Raw genomic sequence first — 14,105 nt, forward strand, 5'->3', positions numbered from 1 at the left:
ATGCCCCTTGTCACTGTGAAGATGTTCGAGCATCGTCTGCAGCAGGATCCGGAACTCGCGCGTCGGCTGGCGGTCGCCATCGACGAGCTGGTTGCGGAGTATTGCAGCGGTCCAGACGGCAAGCGACCAGATACCTGGGTCACGGTCGAGGGCGTGCCGCGAGAGCAGTGGACGTTCAACGGAGAGACTCGCTAACACGGCCGGAGCGGGTGCGAGAAAGTCTTCCCGCACCCGCTCTCGTGCATTTCCTGAGAATCCGCCATGATGAGAGCAGGCCCGCACGAGCGGTGCCGCACGTACTCGAACGAGGAGTCGACATGGCGTCCCCCGAAACCGCAACCCCCGAAGCACCCCCGCGTTCAGACGGTCTCCGCACCGCGCTCGGCATCGGCGGCCTCATCGCCGTGGTGCTCGGCCTGCTCATCGTGTTCTTCCCCGGGGCATCGGGGGCGGTGACCACGCAGATCATCGCGGCTTTGACTGCCGCATACGCACTGGTCGTCGGCGTCGTCTACATCGGTTCGGCGTTGTTCGGCCGCGCGATCGGCGGGTGGGCGCGAACCGGCTACATCTTGCTGGGCCTGCTGTACGTCATCGGCGGTGTCGTGATGCTCGCGAACCTCAAGGTGACTGGCGCGCTGCTCGCACTGTTCCTCACCGTCACCATCGGTGTGCTCTGGATCTTCGAAGCGGTGCTCGCATTCAGCACGCTGAGCCAGGCGAAGAGCAAGGTGTGGGGCATCATCCACGGTGTCATCGGGTTGCTCGCCGGCCTGACGCTGCTCTTCTCGCCCCTGCTCGGCGCGGTCACGCTGTGGTTGCTGCTGGGCATCTCGATGATCGTGCTCGGCGTCGCGCAGGCGGTGCGCGCGTTCGGCATGAAGTCTGCGGAGTAGCCTCCGGTCACTGCGTGCCGACCGCCGGAGTCGGCACGCAGTCGCGCCTCAGCGCATGCTCTCCAGCATCTCGGCCGTGATCTCGCCCTCGCCCGAGGCGAGCATCACGTATTTCCGCAGCATCACGAGCGCGGCCGACGCCTTATCGAACTCGGCGGCGACGAACCGGTCGGTGCCGATGAGCGCGAGGGCGGCTCGCGCGGGCATGACGGCGCCGCGCACCTCATCGGCGCGCGAGCTCGGCGCGAGGGCGCGCAGCTCGGCCATCGACGTGAAGATCGGCAGCACGGGCTTGCCGGTGGTCGAGCGGATGGTGCGCACTCGGTGGCCCTTCTTCTTCGACGCGGCGCCGGTGACGTCGACGACGAGGTAGCCCTCGCGGAGCGCATTCAGAAACGCGGCAAGGTGCGTGTAGTCGGGGGTTGCCTGCAACGCCTCGAGTGCGGCGCGGGCCGCCTCGTTCACGTAGTCGGCGTGCACGTCTTCAGGGATCGGCGGCTGCTCCGTCATGCTTCCAGACTACGCGGCTGAGGCGCCGCGGTGATGCGGCTGCTCCGGGCGGCCCGGCTGATCCTCGTCTTCTTCACCGATGCCGCGCGCCGCGAGGGCCTCGCCGGTGAGTTGCGCCTGCGCGACGGTGCGAATCACCAAAGGCACGACGCGAGCGCGCGGGCTGCGTTCGAGGCCCCGGGCACGTGCGGCGTCGCGGGTCTCGCGAGAGATGCCGATGACATTCGGAATGGCGCGGATCACGAGTGAGAAGGCGAGCGCGACCCGCTCGGGCTTGACGCCGAAGCGGCGCAGCGGCCCGATCGCCCAGGTCACGGTGTCGGTCATGTCTTCGATCGCGGTGCTCGCGGTGACGGCGCTCGCGGCGAGGATCAGCGCGAAGAGGCTGCCGACCACAGCGTAGCCGCGCACCGCGCCGGCGGCCCAGGCCTCGGCTCCCGGAAAGGCAGCCCCTGCCGCGCCGATGCCACCCGCCGCGGCGAACGCGTCACTTGCGGCAGTGAAGACGAAAAGCAGTATCGCGACGATGGCGAAGCCGCGGGCTACCCTGCCGAAGTCGCGGCCGCGCATGCCCGAGAGCACGGCGAGCGCGATTGCGATCCCGAGCCACAGTGTGGTCGACCACAGGGCGGTCGTGCCCGAGCCGCGCAGTGCCATGACGACGATCGCGAAGACGAACAATCCGAGCAGCTTCGCCCCGGGTCGCACCGCGTGCAGCGGGCCGCGGCGGGCGATGTAGCTGCCGAGCGGAGACGCCTCGCTCACCGCAGTGCCCGCTCGCGGTAGTGTGCGATCGCCTCGTCGGGATGGCCGTCGAACACGACGCGTGCCTCATCGACCACGAGCGTGCGGTCGGCGCGCGCGGCGAGGTCGAGGTCGTGGGTCACGACGAGCACCTGCTGCGGCAGCGTCATGATGAGATCGCCGATCGCGCGGGCGTTGCGCAGGTCGAGCAGGGTGGTCGGTTCGTCGGCGACGAGGATCGCCGGGTCGCCCGCAAGCACCGACGCGATGGCGAGCAACTGCTTCTGTCCGCCCGAGAGCGTGTGCACGCTCTGGTCGGCGCGCTCGGCCAGCCCGAAGCGCTCGAGCACGGCGAGGGCCGCCGTGTGGCGCTCGCGTTTGTCGGGGTGGCTGCGGCGCAGTGAGAGCGAGACGTCTTCGACGACTGTCGGCATGATGAGCTGCGCCGACGGGTCGGTGAAGACGAACCCTACCGCGCGGCGCACGGCGGCCCCGTCGCGGCGGGTATCGAGCAGGGTGCCGCTCGGTGCACCCGCGTCAGCCCCGGTGCCCGCGTCGGCATCGGCGCCGATGCGCACCGACCCCGAGCTCGGCTCGATCAGTCCGTTCACGAGCCGGGCGAGCGTCGACTTGCCTGAGCCGTTGCCGCCGATCACCGAGATGCGGTGCTCGGAGAGCGTCAGCGAGGTCGGCTGCAGGATCGTCCGATCGCCGTCGGGGCCCGGGGCGACCACGGTGGCGGAGCGGAGTTCGATCACGCGGAGATCCTACTCGGGTGCGGGTGCGGGTGCGGGTTCGGGTGCGGGTGCGGTGCCGGCGTGCGTTCAGCGAGCGCGGCGCGGCAGCAGCGCGGGGAAGGCGCGGTGCACGGCGGTTGCGACGAGCGCCATGAGGATGTTCTTGACGATGTCGCCCGGAATGAACGCGAGGTCGAAGAGGAATGCGTCGCCGATGCTCATGCCGCCGCGCCACGCGAGACCGAGTGCGCCGAGCGGGTGGATGAAGATGAGGCTGCTGGTAAAGCCGGCGACGAAGATGAGCGGGATGCTCGCGGCGATCTTGCGGCGGGGCAGGCGTTCGACGATGAAGCCGGTGAGCAGCGCGGCGAGCGGGAACGCCACGAGGTAGCCGACCGTGGGGCCGGCGAACGGGGCGAGGCCGGCTGATCCGCCGGAGAACACCGGCAGGCCGATCGCGCCGACGGCGAGGTACAGCAGCACGGCCAAGAATCCGCGTCGCGCCCCGAGCACGGCGCCCGAGAGCATCACGGCGAAGGTCTGCAGTGTGATGGGCACGAGGCCGCCGATGCTGATGGCGGGGAGCAGCGCGCAGGCGGCGATCAGGGCGGCGAAGGCGGCGATGAGCGCGAGGTCGGTGGCGACGCGATTGCGGCGCGGGGCGGCGGCGGTCTCGAGCGCGGGGGTGGCGTCGGTGGTCATGGGGGCTCCTCGGTGAGTCGGGCGCTGCGGCGGGGTAATGCCCCGGCTCGGCAGGCCAACCTGAACAGTGTTCTGGTGAACGGTGTTCAGGTTAGCGCTAGGCTGGGGAAATGCGCAACACGCTCGCCGATGTCGTCTCCACGGCATTGGAGGTACTCGACGATCAGGGGCTCGAGGGCTGCTCGATGCGCCGGGTCGCCGCGGCGCTCGACGTGCAGCCCAGCGCGCTCTATCACCACGTTCCCAATAAGCAGAGTCTGCTTGCGCTCATGGCCGACGAGATCGCCGGCGGAGTGCTGCAGGTCGAGGCGAGCGCGGTGCTCACGCGCGACGGCGCTCCGGTCGGGCCGGCAGACCGTGCGCGCTTCATCTGTCTCGCCCTCCGCGGCGCCATGCTCGACATTCGTGACGGCGCCGACGTGGTCGCGACGGCGGCGGCGTTCCGGCTCGGTGATTCGGCAGTAGAGGATCGCCTGGCCGAGCTCATCGGAGTCGATGGCGCACGCACCCTCCTGCTCTTCACCTTCGGCCACACGCAGTCCACGCAGACGCACCGGCAGGCCGCGGCGCTCGGCGCACTCGGCTCGCTGGTGGGCCGAGCGGATGCCGGTGCCGCAAACGGCGCCGGCTCGGATCGGGGCGCGGGCGATGACGCGGAGGCGGATCCCGCACTCGACCTCGATGCCTCGTTCGAACGCGGGCTCGACATCATTCTCGCCGGGCTCGAACGCTAGTCTGCTGAGATGGAACCGCGCGATCTGACCTACGAGCACGGGCCGGTCGAGATGGCCTACACCGAGACTCCGGGGCCGGCTGATGCGGGCGATCGCGTCTACGTGCTGATCCACGGCATCGGCATGGGTCGCGTCGTGTACGCCGGGGTCGGCGACAAGCTCTCGGGTAACGGGCGCGTGCTCGCGGTCGACCTGCCCGGCTTCGGCGATTCACCCGAGCCCGGGTCCGCCGCAACACTCGAGCAGACCGCCGAGGTGATCGCCCAGTTCATCCGTGACCGCGTGCCCGACACCGCCGTGCTCGTCGGGCACTCGATGGGCACGCAAATCGTCGCCGAGGTCGCCCACCGGTACCCCGAGCTCGTCGAAGCGCTCGTGCTCATCGCGCCCACGGTGAACCGCCATGAGCGCACGGCGATCCGACAAGGCATGCGCATGGTGCAAGACCTCTGGGGTGAAACCCCGAAGGTGCTGCTGCTCGGGCTCTGGCAGTACGCGAAGACGAGCCCGATCTGGTTCTTGAACAAGCTGCGCTTCATGCTCGGGCATCGCATCGAAGCGATCTGCCCGACGATCTCGACCCCGACTCTCGTGCTCACCGGTGAAGACGACCGCGTCTGCCCGCCCGACTGGGTGCGCGAGGTCGCCAACGCACTGCCCGACGGCGTCATGGAGTTGATTCCGGATCGCGGCCACGAGGCCATCATCCGCAGCGCGGAGCCGGTCGCCTCCATGATTCTCGAATTCGTGGGCCGTCGATCTGCGGGTTTTGGGAAAGCTACGAACTCGCTAGCGTAGGTGCAACCGGGCGCATTTCCTCTCGCGCTCGGTGCGACGGAGGGCGAAGATGCGCAAGAATCTCAAGATCCTGATGTGGACTGGCCTCGGGTTGGTCGCCGCCGCCTATCTCACGCAGTACGCTCAGCTGATTCCGCAGCCCACTGTGGGTGCGAGCGATTTCTACTGGATATTTATGGGGGCGCTCGCTTTTCTGGCGAACTGCGGCAGCACGGTCGGCTCGGTGCTCTTCGCCGGTGCGCTGCTGATCCACTTCGGCCTTGATCGACGCGGTGCCGATCCGGTGCGAGGGGCGCAGCGACCCGACGCCGATCTGGCTGCACCCGAAGCGGGAGGGGCGGCGTGACGCGATCCTTCACGATCGAAACCCTTGCGGCGGTGCCGCCCGAAGCTCTCTTCGCGATCTCGCTCGACATCGATCAGCACGTGGCATCGATGGCGCAGTCGGGGGAGCGCGCTGTGGGCGGCGTCACTGCGGGGGCCATCGGGCTCGGTGAAACCGTGACGTGGCGGGCTCGCCACTTCGGCATCTGGTTCACGCTGACCTCGCGCATCACCGCGCTCGACGCACCGCGGCGTTTCGTCGACGAACAGGTGCGCGGGCCGTTTCGCACCTTTCATCACGAGCACGGGTTCGTCGCCGAGGGTACGGGCACTCGCATGACCGACACCATCACGCTCGCATCACCCATCTTCGGGGCGATCGTCGAGCCGCTCATTCTTGTGCCCTACCTGCGGCGCCTCATCGCGCAGCGCAACCGGGCGCTGGTCGACGCACTCGAGCGTCATCGGTCGTGAGCGCGTGAGAACCGGAGTACCCTGGGCACAGTGAGTGAGCAGGAGAATTCGGTAAAGCGGGCGACCATCGTGTGGGTGGTCGCCGGAATTGTGGTCTGCGGCGGCGTCGGCGCCGTGCTGGGCGGGTTGATCGGTCTGGTCGGACTCGGAGCCGGCAGCGGGCTCGCGATCGGTGCGGTCGCCGGGTTTTTGATCGGCATGCCCTCGGGCGACGGCAAGTAGCTCGCGCAGCTGCGCTCCACGCTGCCAGACTGAGCGCATGAGTGAATATCGTGCGGTGCACGCCTGGCGCTCTGCTCTCGTCGCTGGTGCAGCGGCGCTGTGTCTCGTCGGGGTGTCGGCGTGCAGCGCGGCGCCCGAGAGCGGTACCGTGACGATCGCGTACTGGGGTACTAACGTGGCCACGGACGAGCCCGCATCGATGCACTTCACCATCTCGGTGACGGGCGCGGGAACGGTCTCCGAGGGCATCGTCGAACGCGACTCTTCCGTGGGGCTCTCTGAAATTCCCTTCGGAACGCTGACCATCGACATCGCGGAGGCCTGCCAGGTGCAGACCGAGACGTTCGATGCGCTCAACCCCTCGGCGACGCTCACTATCGACGGCGACCACTGCACGTTCGGCGACTAGACGCGGCCGGCGGCACCTCGCTGGCTTCACTCCTGCAGGAGAAATTTGCTCATGCGGAGTCTTCGGAGCCGATGGATCCGCGTGAGCGAAGAACTCCGCCGTGATCGGTGGCGGATCACCGGGCCGCACCACGCCAGCAACGTCGGTGGTGGGATTTACGCTGCAGCACGTGGCAGAGCGATCAAACCTGATCCAGGTGGCGAGTGACGAGTGGATCGTCATGCGCGAGTTCGCGCAGTACCCGAAAGCGGTGATTCGCGGCATTCGAGACACTGCGGGGGAGGCGCGGTACGTGCTGCTCGCCTGGCATCCGGTGCGGCACCGGCAACGCATGGTCGGCATCTTCGCGACCCGCACCGAGGCGGAGCGGGCAGTGCCGTGGCCGTCGCGCTCGCCGCAGGTGCCGGGTCGAGCTGACGCTCCGACGCGATCCGACGGAGGCGAGAGGCGGCCGCCAGCGCCGCAGTATCCGCCACAGAACTATGGTGCGGCAGCAGCCAGTAGGTGAGGTGTATGCATGGCATGCTCACGTGGGGCTGTCAATGCGGTGCCCTTTGGTGGTCAAAGATGCAAAGCTGCTTCCGGCCGCTCCCCGAGGAGTCCTGTTTCCCCAAATGTGGCCCCGGGGAGCGGCTCTCGGCGTTTGGCGTCATTCGTGAATGGTGCGCCTGCGAGGGTGACTACCGTGGTGGTATGACGGCGATCGAGATTCGTGAGGCGACAGTGCCCGATGCGTGGGGTGTGGCTGACGTTCACGTACGTTCGTGGCAAAGCGTCTATCGCGGGCTCATTGCAGATGATGTGCTGAGCTCGTTGAGTGTCGAACAGCGCGCTGTGCGGTGGGCGGGGTGGATCTCCGCGTCGCTCGCTGGTGAGGCGACCGACGGGCGGGGCGTTGTGAGTGACGGGGCTTCGTCGCATCGCATGGTGGTTGCGAGCTCGGGCGATCGAATCGTGGGGTGGGCGACGTTCGGGCCCGGTCGAGATGCTGACTTGGATTCGCTCGGCGAGCTCGCCGGGTTGTATGTGGACCCGGAGTTCTGGTCGCAGCGCATCGGCTTCGCCCTGATCTCACGGGTCGAGAGTGAGTTGCGCGCGGCGAGTTTCGACGCAGCGTATCTCTGGGTGCTCGATGGCAATATGCGTGCGTCGCGGTTCTATATGCGCCAAGGGTGGCAGGCTGACGGTGTGGAGAAACTCGGTGAGGCGGGTGGCCTCACGCAGCTGCATGAGTGGCGTCATGTGAAACGACTCGCGCCGTCAGCGCTGGCAGTGGCCTGTAACGGCGCCGACTGAAGGAACTTCGAGCACCGATGGGCGCGTCGCGCGAAGTCGGCGTACACTCGAACATATGTTCGAATCAGTCATCGGGCCGAAGTTGCCCGTTCTCGATGACACTGTGGTGGTCTGGATGGCGAATGGGGTGCCGGCGCGGTTCGTTTTCGAGCGAGCGCGGTGGCGCATTGAGGGATCGCCGCGACCGATCATCGAGGTGCCCGAGAGTCACGCGCACCCCTTGATCACGCATGCTCCCGAGCGCCTGACGGGTTGGCGCTGTATCGCGCGTCGGGATGGTGGCGCGGAGGTCGCCGAGCTCGCGCTGCGTCGCGCGGGGTCTCGGTGGATCGCCGAGCGGCTCTAGGCGTAAACCTATTTCGCCGAGCGCAGGTTGCCGGGGTACTTGTCACCCTCGGCATCGGCCGCGGCGAGCGTGCCGTCTTCTTTCATGACGATGAGGCCGGTGGTCGATTCGGCCGACTTACCGAGAATGAGCAGCCAGTCCTTGTTGATTTCGGGCACGCGGCTGCCCATGAACTTGAAGGTCACGGGGATGTCAGGCGAAATCCAGATCGCCGTGCGCCCGTCGCCGCCGTTCACGCTGTCTTTCCACGACATGAGAAACGATTCGCCGCGCATGAGTTTCTGCACGATCACGATCTGCAGGTGTGCGAGCGTGCGGTCCTCGAAGTGGGTGACGAGACCGTCGTAGCGCAGTGATCCCATGTGTTCTCGGTTCCCCTCTAATTCTGCGGTCGTGGTGCGTGGTGCGTGGTGACTATCTTGCCATGTTCAGAAAGTATGACAGTTTTTGTGTAAAGTGTGGGATCATGGAAGCCTTGACGCGAACATGACCGACGGGAAGGAGGCTCTGATGGACGTAGGTGCGTACGCAGGTGGCATCGACACCTGGTCTCAGGTGGAAGACGACTTCTTCGTCGGCAGCCGTGACGGCGAGTTTCTCGGGTTCGTGGATCGCATTGGCGCCGAACAATATCTCGCCTGCGATCAGTATTCGCGCGAGATCGGCACCTTCGCAACGCTGTCGTCCGCGGTCACCGCACTCGAGTCGACCCAGTCACTCCCCAACGAACCCGGAAAGGCGGCCTGAGTGATGACGAACTCTTCCGTGCAGCCGATCGGGGCTGCAGCCCTGCATTCGCTCGTCTACTCGAGCCGTGCGACTGAAGACTTTAGCGAGGCCCAACTCCCTGAACTTCTGGCACGGGCCCGTGCGCACAACGTGGCAATCAATGTGACCGGCATGCTGCTCTATCGCCAGGGACGATTCATCCAGTTCTTGGAGGGAACGAATCACGAGGTCCACGAACTGTTCGCCGCAATCAGTGCCGACTCGCGCCACACGTCAGTTCGCGTGCTGCTTGACGAGCCCATCGAGGAGCGGCAGTTCCCGGAATGGACCATGGGATACGAGCCCTCTGCGGAGTTCGCCGGCCCTGCGCCCGCTGGGTTCCGCGACACGTTCGAAGACCTGGAATCGGCGCAGGAGCACTTCGTCACGAGTCGCGCAGCGCGCGAGCTCACCCTCTGGTTCCGGGTGCGCTCAGCTCGTGGGCCGCTGACTGCGGCGTAGGCGCTTATTCCTCCCTGGGGCGTGAAACCAAGTTTTCGAGAGCCGCGAGTCGGCGGTCGGGGTTGCCGGTGATCTCGGCAACCCTCGTATGCGGACCGATGAGTTCGGAGTCCCCGATGAGGTCGAGCAGCAGATGGTTCATGGTCTTGCGGAGATCGTGAAACTCGTCGGAGTCAGTCGCAATGGGGTCGGATGCGGTGAGTGGAAGCACTACGAGTAAATCGACGTGTTTCAACGCCTCGCGGGTGATTTCGGTCGCGCGCCCCAGGAGCCGACGAGATACCGACGATTCTGTGAGCTCATCGATGGCGAGCAAATACGCAAGGAAATCAATGGGACCACGCTCGGCGATGACGCAGTCGGGTGATTCGAGCGGATCGAGTCTCTCGGCGGAGACTCGAAGCTGCGCGGTGAATGCGGCGGAGCTCGGGGCGTCCCACATCTCATCCACGAGCTCGAATGGGTCGCGGAAAACGGTGTACTCAGGATGTCGAAGCGCGAAATCTGCAATCAACGTGCTTTTGCCGCTCGCATGGGTGCCGGAGATGACGATGCGCATACCGCGACCCTATGGCACGTGACGGCGTCATCTCCGGCAGTTGGGACAGGATGTCGACTCGCGTTCACCAGCACAAGGCATATCGGGATGCGCTGCGACCTGCGAAGGTTGACCCTGTCGTTGCGCGTGGTACCCCATAGTTCCACTGGTCCGCGACGACAGGCAGTCACCTCGCGGGGTCATGCTCATCGGGGTGACTGTCCCTTTTGCTTTGGAACCACAACTCCGAATGAGTTCCTCTCTCAGCATGCCGTCTGAGCGGAATGATGGCCGTATCTGTGAGCGGACACATCTCGCTGCTGCATGCTGAAGTCACAACACAATATGGAACGAGGCACCCCATGGGTCCACACGAAGATTCGGCAACACGCGCACTCGAGGCTCTCAAGCTTCGGCTCAGGAAGCGTCTCGACACAGAACACGTCGAACATCCGTTTCCGCTCTCGGAAGCGCAGCAAGTCGATGCTCAGCGCAAGGCGCGATGGCATGCGGTGACTTCTGAATCCTGGCATCAATACTCGCCAAGCGCCGCAACGCAACGACGACGCGATGCAGAAATTTCGCGCGACTCGGCTGCGATCTCGGGCTGAAGCAACATCGCCTTCTCGGGATAAGGTTCCAAATCTCCGAAGGGCTCGGTCACAAAGTGGTGGGGTTTCTCAGAACAGCGTGTTCTCTTTATGTCTGCTAGTGAATCATGGGGTATTGCTGGGTAGCGCGTGTTTCTGCCGTTTTCGCACTAGTCAGTGCTTGTCCGTAACGGGGGAAACATGGGGTTCTTGCGGACTCGCTGCGGACTCGCCTTAAGGTTGGGGAATGGAAGCTGCTTCTCTCTGGATCGCGCTTTTCGGAACTGCGTCGGCGGTTGCCTCGGCGGTGGTTGCATGGTTCGCTCGCGCCGACGCCCTGAAGGCCCAGGATGCTGCGACTGCTGCTGCTGAGAGGGCCGCTGTCGCAGACGAGCGCGCTCTCGTGATGCAGGAGAGCATCTTCAATAGTCCGCCGTGGAATTTTGAATGGTGGAGCGGAGACACGTTCCTGCTCACCAATACCAGTTCCCGCGATGCACTAAATGTTGAGATCTCCACAGACCCGAATCGACTTCAGATCGATGTTGGCATGCAACCCCGCTCGGCAATTGGCGCCCGAAGTGCGGTCAAGATCATGTACGCATCCTCTCTCGCGGATCCGTGGGTCAAGGACATCGTTGTTACTTGGCGCACCGATAATGAGGACACTCCGCTGGTCTGGCGCTTCCCCATTCCCGCGCGACCTAGGTAGGTTTCGCTCGAGCGTCGGCGCGACGTTCAGCCTCTTTCTGGCGCCGATCTGCTGCGGCGTGAAGCTCACGAATAGTGGCCTCAAGCTCTTCCACTGAGCGGGTAACGTTCGGGATGTAAGCGGCGACTGTTGCATCGCGGGGGTCGAGGACGAGCATCTCGAGAAATCCTGCGGTGAGGGCGCGGCCCGCGACCTTCCGGCATTCCTCCTTAGCGGGGAGCCGGTAGTCGGTCATGGTCGAATGATCCCGTGAGCGAACCGCATCTGAACTGTGATGAGTACTGCGACCTGCGCGTCCCGTCGTGCCCAGCCTGCGACCTCCACCCGATGCAAGCGACTGGGCGCTGGTGGGCGTGCGTGTGCGGCTCGGTCTTGTTGCCACGCGTATCTGATCCCGCGCACCCCGCTGACTATTCGAGACCTTTCAGTTCCAGGTAAGCGCGCCTCGTGCGCTTAAGGCACATCAGAATGACTGCGATCAGATGAGCCATAAGGAAAACGACAAGTGCAGACGTCCAAGGATTCACTCCCACTTTTGTGTCGTAACCAAGCGCTGTCACGAGTGTCAGGACTCCCACGACGGACAACGCAGCGAGAACGGAATATAGGACATTGGAAAAGAGCTCGTCGATGAACGTCTTCAATCCCGCGGCGTGTTGCTTCTCGATCTTCTTGGCAAGCTCCCGACGAAGTTGAAACACATATAGGACGAGGCCAAATAGAAACCCAGCCATGACGGACATTCCAGCCAGTAGTGAATCGAAACTGTGAAGTCTCGTTTCCGTCACTGCGGTCAGAATCCCCAGAGCAAAAGGAATCTCTATTTGAACGAGAATGTGACGAGCTAACGGGGCATCGTTGGTTCCCGACAGTGTCAGGAAATGGTCGCGGACAATACCGCCCCTTCGATCTTTGGAGCCCCCAGGATCTTGCGATTTAGCCATGACCCCTCCCAACTCAGTCCGTACCGGCTGTAGCAGTCTGCCACCTGGGTCCGACATTCATCGAGAAACGCTTCGTCCGTAAGCGGCACTTCTCCATCATTGTTAAGAAGTGCTCGGAATGCTGGCGCACTCTCTCGATCAATCGAGAATCTCTTCGTCTGCTCATTCAACTCGAGCTCAACGACCACGTCCCCGTCTGCGGCATCGGGAATTGAAAGCGCGGCATTCGGTGAAAGCGAGCGCCCTCGTACCCAGTCGAGGACGCGTCTTGGGAGCGAGTGGTCGCCTTTGACCGGCCGAAACTTCGTCTCAACCTGACCGACCACACCCTTTTCGGCGTTCAGGCCATCGGCCGGATCGAGAGGCCGAGCGTACTCGATTGCGGTTACTGAGAGCAGCTCAGCCTTGTTCAGCCACAGATCTGACTGTTGAAAGGTCGCGATTGAGAACGAGATGTCGTTGAAGCGCTTAGTGAGGTGATGTTGGAATCCAAGCAGAATGCCAGTCCCGCTACCTGAATTGCTCTGCCTTTCGATCGCAAATGCCGCGTGGGTCGCCCCCGGCGGAGCCGTCACTACCGTGCGCGTTGGGATTGTCGCCGCATGGTCATTGTCGCGCGTGTGCTCCACGTTATGAGTGTTGACCTGTACGGTCACTCCGGGAGATCCGAATCGCCCGTTAAGGCCCTCAACGAAAGCAGAGCGTCCTTCAAACTGCACAGTCTCGATGGAGGTGTACTGCTCTTTAGAGCGGTTAACCAACGTCGCTTTGTCGAGATTCTCAACCCAGTCCTGGAAAAGTTCGAGAATCGACTCACCGTGAATGTCATCGAGGGGAATTAGGTCGTCTTTGGACCCCTTCTTGACGGTGGCAGTGAGCAAAGAAATCGTGAGGGTCCGCTTCGGCATGAATCGACATTGGCACACTATGATCTACACGCACAAGCCTTATGACTCAGCAATGTTGGATATTGCTCCGATTCAAGCATCGCGAGCATAGGCGGGGGTGTGTTGTCTGCTTCACATGTCCCGAAGTTGATCACGGGCATCAAGCCATTCGTCGAGCACTTCCTCCATCTCCTGCGTCGTGTCGATCACACCGTACAGATCGTCATCGATCATCAGGAGCTCAAGCGCGCGAACCAGACCGAGATACCGGGCCCGCAGCGCCTCGGCGCGCTCCTCGAGGCCTGAGACTACGGGCACCGGTGTAAGTCGCACCTCGCCACGATCCGACGCGCGAGAACGTCTCCCGCGCCCCTCGTCATGCTCCCGCTGCGCGCGCCGGCACGCCGCATCTACCTTGCTCTTCTCACGCAAATGCCGCTGATACGCGGGATACGTCCCGCACGGGGCCTTCGGACGAGCCATGATCAATCTCCAATTCGAGTCAGGATTCAATTCGAGTCAAATGCGCGAATTCGCGCGGGGGGATACGCGCCTCGGACGCGCGGGAGCGAGGCAGCGGGTTGGGGTTGCTGGTTTTTTCGACCCCTGCATGCGGGTGGCCGGAGGATCGTGTGATGAGTATCGAGGTGATCGTTCGAAGTATTGTGCGGGAGGAGCTGGAGCGTGTCTCTGCGCGGCTTCTCGATGAGATGTTGATGCGCGTAGAGGCCGTGGTGACGACGTCGGCGCCGGTCGAGCCGGTGGGTGACGTGTGGTTACGCGTGCCTGATGCTGCGCGCCGTGCGGGGCGGTGTGCTGAGACCGTGCGTAGAGCACTGCGGGAGGGCGTCCTGCACGGGCAGCAGCGTGGTAGTGGTGGCACGTGGCGCACCCGCGGTGAGTGCGTTGATGCGTGGGTCGCTGGTGAACAGTGCGAGCACGAGCCGCAGCCTGCTCCACCGATCTCGCTCGCGAGTCGCCGCGGGCGCTGAACCGGACGAGCGATGTGATG

General features: G+C 64.4%; 25 protein-coding genes. 15 read left to right on the plus strand and 10 right to left on the minus strand.

The genetic code is table 11. The annotated features are described in order from the left end of the window. Together ACZF5Y_RS01010 and ACZF5Y_RS01015 are read left to right on the plus strand one after the other, a co-directional pair. Entirely contained in the window at positions 1-195 is a 195-nt protein-coding gene (locus ACZF5Y_RS01010; RefSeq protein WP_497533959.1) for a tautomerase family protein, read from the plus strand. A gap of 122 nt (positions 196-317) precedes the next feature. Further along, a complete protein-coding gene (locus ACZF5Y_RS01015; protein WP_497533960.1) occupies positions 318-896 on the plus strand; it encodes an HdeD family acid-resistance protein in 579 nt (192 codons plus the stop codon). 48 nt (positions 897-944) lie between these two features. Here the strand turns inward: ACZF5Y_RS01015 and ACZF5Y_RS01020 are convergent, their stop codons facing one another. The 4 genes from ACZF5Y_RS01020 to ACZF5Y_RS01035 all read right to left on the minus strand — a co-directional run bounded on the left by ACZF5Y_RS01020 (position 945) and on the right by ACZF5Y_RS01035 (position 3,589). Then, the gene (locus tag ACZF5Y_RS01020) at positions 945-1,406 is read right to left on the minus strand and encodes an SseB family protein (RefSeq protein ID WP_497533961.1); all 462 of its coding nucleotides are present in this window, start codon (positions 1,404-1,406) and stop codon (positions 945-947) included. A gap of 9 nt (positions 1,407-1,415) precedes the next feature. Then, complete coding sequence (locus tag ACZF5Y_RS01025; RefSeq protein ID WP_497533962.1) at positions 1,416-2,171, minus strand: energy-coupling factor transporter transmembrane component T family protein; 756 nt, start codon at positions 2,169-2,171, stop codon at positions 1,416-1,418. Further along, positions 2,168-2,908 (minus strand): energy-coupling factor ABC transporter ATP-binding protein, encoded by a 741-nt coding sequence (locus tag ACZF5Y_RS01030; RefSeq protein WP_497533963.1) that lies wholly within the window; start codon positions 2,906-2,908, stop codon positions 2,168-2,170. Before ACZF5Y_RS01030 ends, ACZF5Y_RS01025 begins: the two co-directional genes overlap by 4 nt. 66 nt (positions 2,909-2,974) lie before the next feature. Further along, complete coding sequence (locus tag ACZF5Y_RS01035) at positions 2,975-3,589, minus strand: biotin transporter BioY (RefSeq protein WP_497533964.1); 615 nt, start codon at positions 3,587-3,589, stop codon at positions 2,975-2,977. Positions 3,590-3,699: 110 nt separating this feature from the next. Here ACZF5Y_RS01035 and ACZF5Y_RS01040 point away from each other — a divergent pair, with 110 nt between their 5' ends. The 9 genes from ACZF5Y_RS01040 to ACZF5Y_RS01080 all read left to right on the plus strand — a co-directional run bounded on the left by ACZF5Y_RS01040 (position 3,700) and on the right by ACZF5Y_RS01080 (position 8,192). Then, on the plus strand, positions 3,700-4,323 hold the full coding sequence (locus ACZF5Y_RS01040) for a TetR family transcriptional regulator (protein ID WP_497533965.1): 624 nt from the start codon (positions 3,700-3,702) through the stop codon (positions 4,321-4,323). Between the two features lie 9 nt (positions 4,324-4,332). After that, positions 4,333-5,121: an alpha/beta fold hydrolase gene (locus ACZF5Y_RS01045; protein WP_497533966.1), complete on the plus strand. Its 789-nt coding sequence runs from the start codon at positions 4,333-4,335 to the stop codon at positions 5,119-5,121. Between the two features lie 49 nt (positions 5,122-5,170). Beyond that, positions 5,171-5,467 (plus strand): hypothetical protein, encoded by a 297-nt coding sequence (locus ACZF5Y_RS01050; protein WP_497533967.1) that lies wholly within the window; start codon positions 5,171-5,173, stop codon positions 5,465-5,467. After that, entirely contained in the window at positions 5,464-5,919 is a 456-nt protein-coding gene (locus ACZF5Y_RS01055; protein ID WP_497533968.1) for an SRPBCC family protein, read from the plus strand. The genes ACZF5Y_RS01050 and ACZF5Y_RS01055 overlap by 4 nt, the downstream gene beginning before the upstream one ends. A gap of 30 nt (positions 5,920-5,949) precedes the next feature. After that, the gene (locus ACZF5Y_RS01060; protein WP_497533969.1) at positions 5,950-6,141 is read left to right on the plus strand and encodes a hypothetical protein; all 192 of its coding nucleotides are present in this window, start codon (positions 5,950-5,952) and stop codon (positions 6,139-6,141) included. Between the two features lie 37 nt (positions 6,142-6,178). Further along, positions 6,179-6,550, plus strand: a complete 372-nt coding sequence (locus tag ACZF5Y_RS01065; RefSeq protein WP_497533970.1) for a hypothetical protein — start codon at positions 6,179-6,181, stop codon at positions 6,548-6,550. Positions 6,551-6,719: 169 nt separating this feature from the next. After that, entirely contained in the window at positions 6,720-7,058 is a 339-nt protein-coding gene (locus tag ACZF5Y_RS01070) for a hypothetical protein (RefSeq protein ID WP_497533971.1), read from the plus strand. 185 nt (positions 7,059-7,243) lie between these two features. Next, positions 7,244-7,846: a GNAT family N-acetyltransferase gene (locus ACZF5Y_RS01075; protein ID WP_497533972.1), complete on the plus strand. Its 603-nt coding sequence runs from the start codon at positions 7,244-7,246 to the stop codon at positions 7,844-7,846. A gap of 55 nt (positions 7,847-7,901) precedes the next feature. After that, on the plus strand, positions 7,902-8,192 hold the full coding sequence (locus ACZF5Y_RS01080; protein ID WP_497533973.1) for a hypothetical protein: 291 nt from the start codon (positions 7,902-7,904) through the stop codon (positions 8,190-8,192). 8 nt (positions 8,193-8,200) lie between these two features. Here ACZF5Y_RS01080 and ACZF5Y_RS01085 read toward each other — a convergent pair whose 3' ends face one another. Further along, positions 8,201-8,554, minus strand: a complete 354-nt coding sequence (locus ACZF5Y_RS01085; protein WP_497533974.1) for a DUF7882 family protein — start codon at positions 8,552-8,554, stop codon at positions 8,201-8,203. A gap of 124 nt (positions 8,555-8,678) precedes the next feature. Here ACZF5Y_RS01085 and ACZF5Y_RS01090 point away from each other — a divergent pair, with 124 nt between their 5' ends. Both ACZF5Y_RS01090 and ACZF5Y_RS01095 read left to right on the plus strand, forming a co-directional pair. Then, positions 8,679-8,939 (plus strand): hypothetical protein, encoded by a 261-nt coding sequence (locus tag ACZF5Y_RS01090; RefSeq protein WP_497533975.1) that lies wholly within the window; start codon positions 8,679-8,681, stop codon positions 8,937-8,939. Between the two features lie 3 nt (positions 8,940-8,942). Next, positions 8,943-9,422, plus strand: a complete 480-nt coding sequence (locus ACZF5Y_RS01095) for a BLUF domain-containing protein (protein ID WP_497533976.1) — start codon at positions 8,943-8,945, stop codon at positions 9,420-9,422. 4 nt (positions 9,423-9,426) lie between these two features. Here the strand turns inward: ACZF5Y_RS01095 and ACZF5Y_RS01100 are convergent, their stop codons facing one another. Next, positions 9,427-9,981, minus strand: coding sequence for an AAA family ATPase (locus ACZF5Y_RS01100; protein ID WP_497533977.1), 555 nt, complete (start codon positions 9,979-9,981; stop codon positions 9,427-9,429). An 816-nt stretch (positions 9,982-10,797) separates the two neighbouring features. On the opposite strand from ACZF5Y_RS01100, the gene ACZF5Y_RS01105 reads away from it, so the two are divergent. Next, positions 10,798-11,262 (plus strand): hypothetical protein, encoded by a 465-nt coding sequence (locus tag ACZF5Y_RS01105; RefSeq protein WP_497533978.1) that lies wholly within the window; start codon positions 10,798-10,800, stop codon positions 11,260-11,262. On the opposite strand, the gene ACZF5Y_RS01110 is transcribed toward ACZF5Y_RS01105, so the two are convergent. The 4 genes from ACZF5Y_RS01110 to ACZF5Y_RS01125 form a co-directional block, all read right to left on the minus strand. After that, positions 11,255-11,497: a hypothetical protein gene (locus tag ACZF5Y_RS01110; RefSeq protein WP_497533979.1), complete on the minus strand. Its 243-nt coding sequence runs from the start codon at positions 11,495-11,497 to the stop codon at positions 11,255-11,257. The genes ACZF5Y_RS01105 and ACZF5Y_RS01110 overlap by 8 nt on opposite strands. Before the next feature lie 175 nt (positions 11,498-11,672). Next, on the minus strand, positions 11,673-12,206 hold the full coding sequence (locus ACZF5Y_RS01115) for a hypothetical protein (protein WP_497533980.1): 534 nt from the start codon (positions 12,204-12,206) through the stop codon (positions 11,673-11,675). Next, positions 12,137-13,114, minus strand: a complete 978-nt coding sequence (locus ACZF5Y_RS01120) for a hypothetical protein (protein ID WP_497533981.1) — start codon at positions 13,112-13,114, stop codon at positions 12,137-12,139. The genes ACZF5Y_RS01115 and ACZF5Y_RS01120 overlap by 70 nt, the downstream gene beginning before the upstream one ends. Before the next feature lie 111 nt (positions 13,115-13,225). After that, positions 13,226-13,576, minus strand: coding sequence for a hypothetical protein (locus ACZF5Y_RS01125; RefSeq protein WP_497533982.1), 351 nt, complete (start codon positions 13,574-13,576; stop codon positions 13,226-13,228). A 233-nt stretch (positions 13,577-13,809) separates the two neighbouring features. Here ACZF5Y_RS01125 and ACZF5Y_RS01130 point away from each other — a divergent pair, with 233 nt between their 5' ends. Next, the gene (locus tag ACZF5Y_RS01130; RefSeq protein ID WP_497535354.1) at positions 13,810-14,085 is read left to right on the plus strand and encodes a helix-turn-helix domain-containing protein; all 276 of its coding nucleotides are present in this window, start codon (positions 13,810-13,812) and stop codon (positions 14,083-14,085) included. Positions 14,086-14,105: the final 20 nt, after the last annotated feature.

The sequence above is a fragment of the Leucobacter sp. WKLB1 genome (assembly GCF_059696215.1).

Bases quoted from the DNA above. Each gene is read 5' to 3' on its own strand.
- ACZF5Y_RS01010 (WP_497533959.1), top strand. From the start codon at position 1: ATGCCCCTTGTCACTGTGAAGATGTTCGAGCATCGTCTGCAGCAGGAT.
- ACZF5Y_RS01015 (WP_497533960.1), top strand. From the start codon at position 318: ATGGCGTCCCCCGAAACCGCAACCCCCGAAGCACCCCCGCGTTCAGAC.
- ACZF5Y_RS01020 (WP_497533961.1), bottom strand. From the start codon at position 1,406: ATGACGGAGCAGCCGCCGATCCCTGAAGACGTGCACGCCGACTACGTG.
- ACZF5Y_RS01035 (WP_497533964.1), bottom strand. From the start codon at position 3,589: ATGACCACCGACGCCACCCCCGCGCTCGAGACCGCCGCCGCCCCGCGC.
- ACZF5Y_RS01040 (WP_497533965.1), top strand. From the start codon at position 3,700: ATGCGCAACACGCTCGCCGATGTCGTCTCCACGGCATTGGAGGTACTC.
- ACZF5Y_RS01045 (WP_497533966.1), top strand. From the start codon at position 4,333: ATGGAACCGCGCGATCTGACCTACGAGCACGGGCCGGTCGAGATGGCC.
- ACZF5Y_RS01050 (WP_497533967.1), top strand. From the start codon at position 5,171: ATGCGCAAGAATCTCAAGATCCTGATGTGGACTGGCCTCGGGTTGGTC.
- ACZF5Y_RS01065 (WP_497533970.1), top strand. From the start codon at position 6,179: ATGAGTGAATATCGTGCGGTGCACGCCTGGCGCTCTGCTCTCGTCGCT.
- ACZF5Y_RS01075 (WP_497533972.1), top strand. From the start codon at position 7,244: ATGACGGCGATCGAGATTCGTGAGGCGACAGTGCCCGATGCGTGGGGT.
- ACZF5Y_RS01080 (WP_497533973.1), top strand. From the start codon at position 7,902: ATGTTCGAATCAGTCATCGGGCCGAAGTTGCCCGTTCTCGATGACACT.
- ACZF5Y_RS01085 (WP_497533974.1), bottom strand. From the start codon at position 8,554: ATGGGATCACTGCGCTACGACGGTCTCGTCACCCACTTCGAGGACCGC.
- ACZF5Y_RS01090 (WP_497533975.1), top strand. From the start codon at position 8,679: ATGACCGACGGGAAGGAGGCTCTGATGGACGTAGGTGCGTACGCAGGT.
- ACZF5Y_RS01095 (WP_497533976.1), top strand. From the start codon at position 8,943: ATGACGAACTCTTCCGTGCAGCCGATCGGGGCTGCAGCCCTGCATTCG.
- ACZF5Y_RS01100 (WP_497533977.1), bottom strand. From the start codon at position 9,981: ATGCGCATCGTCATCTCCGGCACCCATGCGAGCGGCAAAAGCACGTTG.
- ACZF5Y_RS01105 (WP_497533978.1), top strand. From the start codon at position 10,798: ATGGAAGCTGCTTCTCTCTGGATCGCGCTTTTCGGAACTGCGTCGGCG.
- ACZF5Y_RS01110 (WP_497533979.1), bottom strand. From the start codon at position 11,497: ATGACCGACTACCGGCTCCCCGCTAAGGAGGAATGCCGGAAGGTCGCG.
- ACZF5Y_RS01115 (WP_497533980.1), bottom strand. From the start codon at position 12,206: ATGGCTAAATCGCAAGATCCTGGGGGCTCCAAAGATCGAAGGGGCGGT.
- ACZF5Y_RS01120 (WP_497533981.1), bottom strand. From the start codon at position 13,114: ATGCCGAAGCGGACCCTCACGATTTCTTTGCTCACTGCCACCGTCAAG.
- ACZF5Y_RS01125 (WP_497533982.1), bottom strand. From the start codon at position 13,576: ATGGCTCGTCCGAAGGCCCCGTGCGGGACGTATCCCGCGTATCAGCGG.
- ACZF5Y_RS01130 (WP_497535354.1), top strand. From the start codon at position 13,810: ATGCGCGTAGAGGCCGTGGTGACGACGTCGGCGCCGGTCGAGCCGGTG.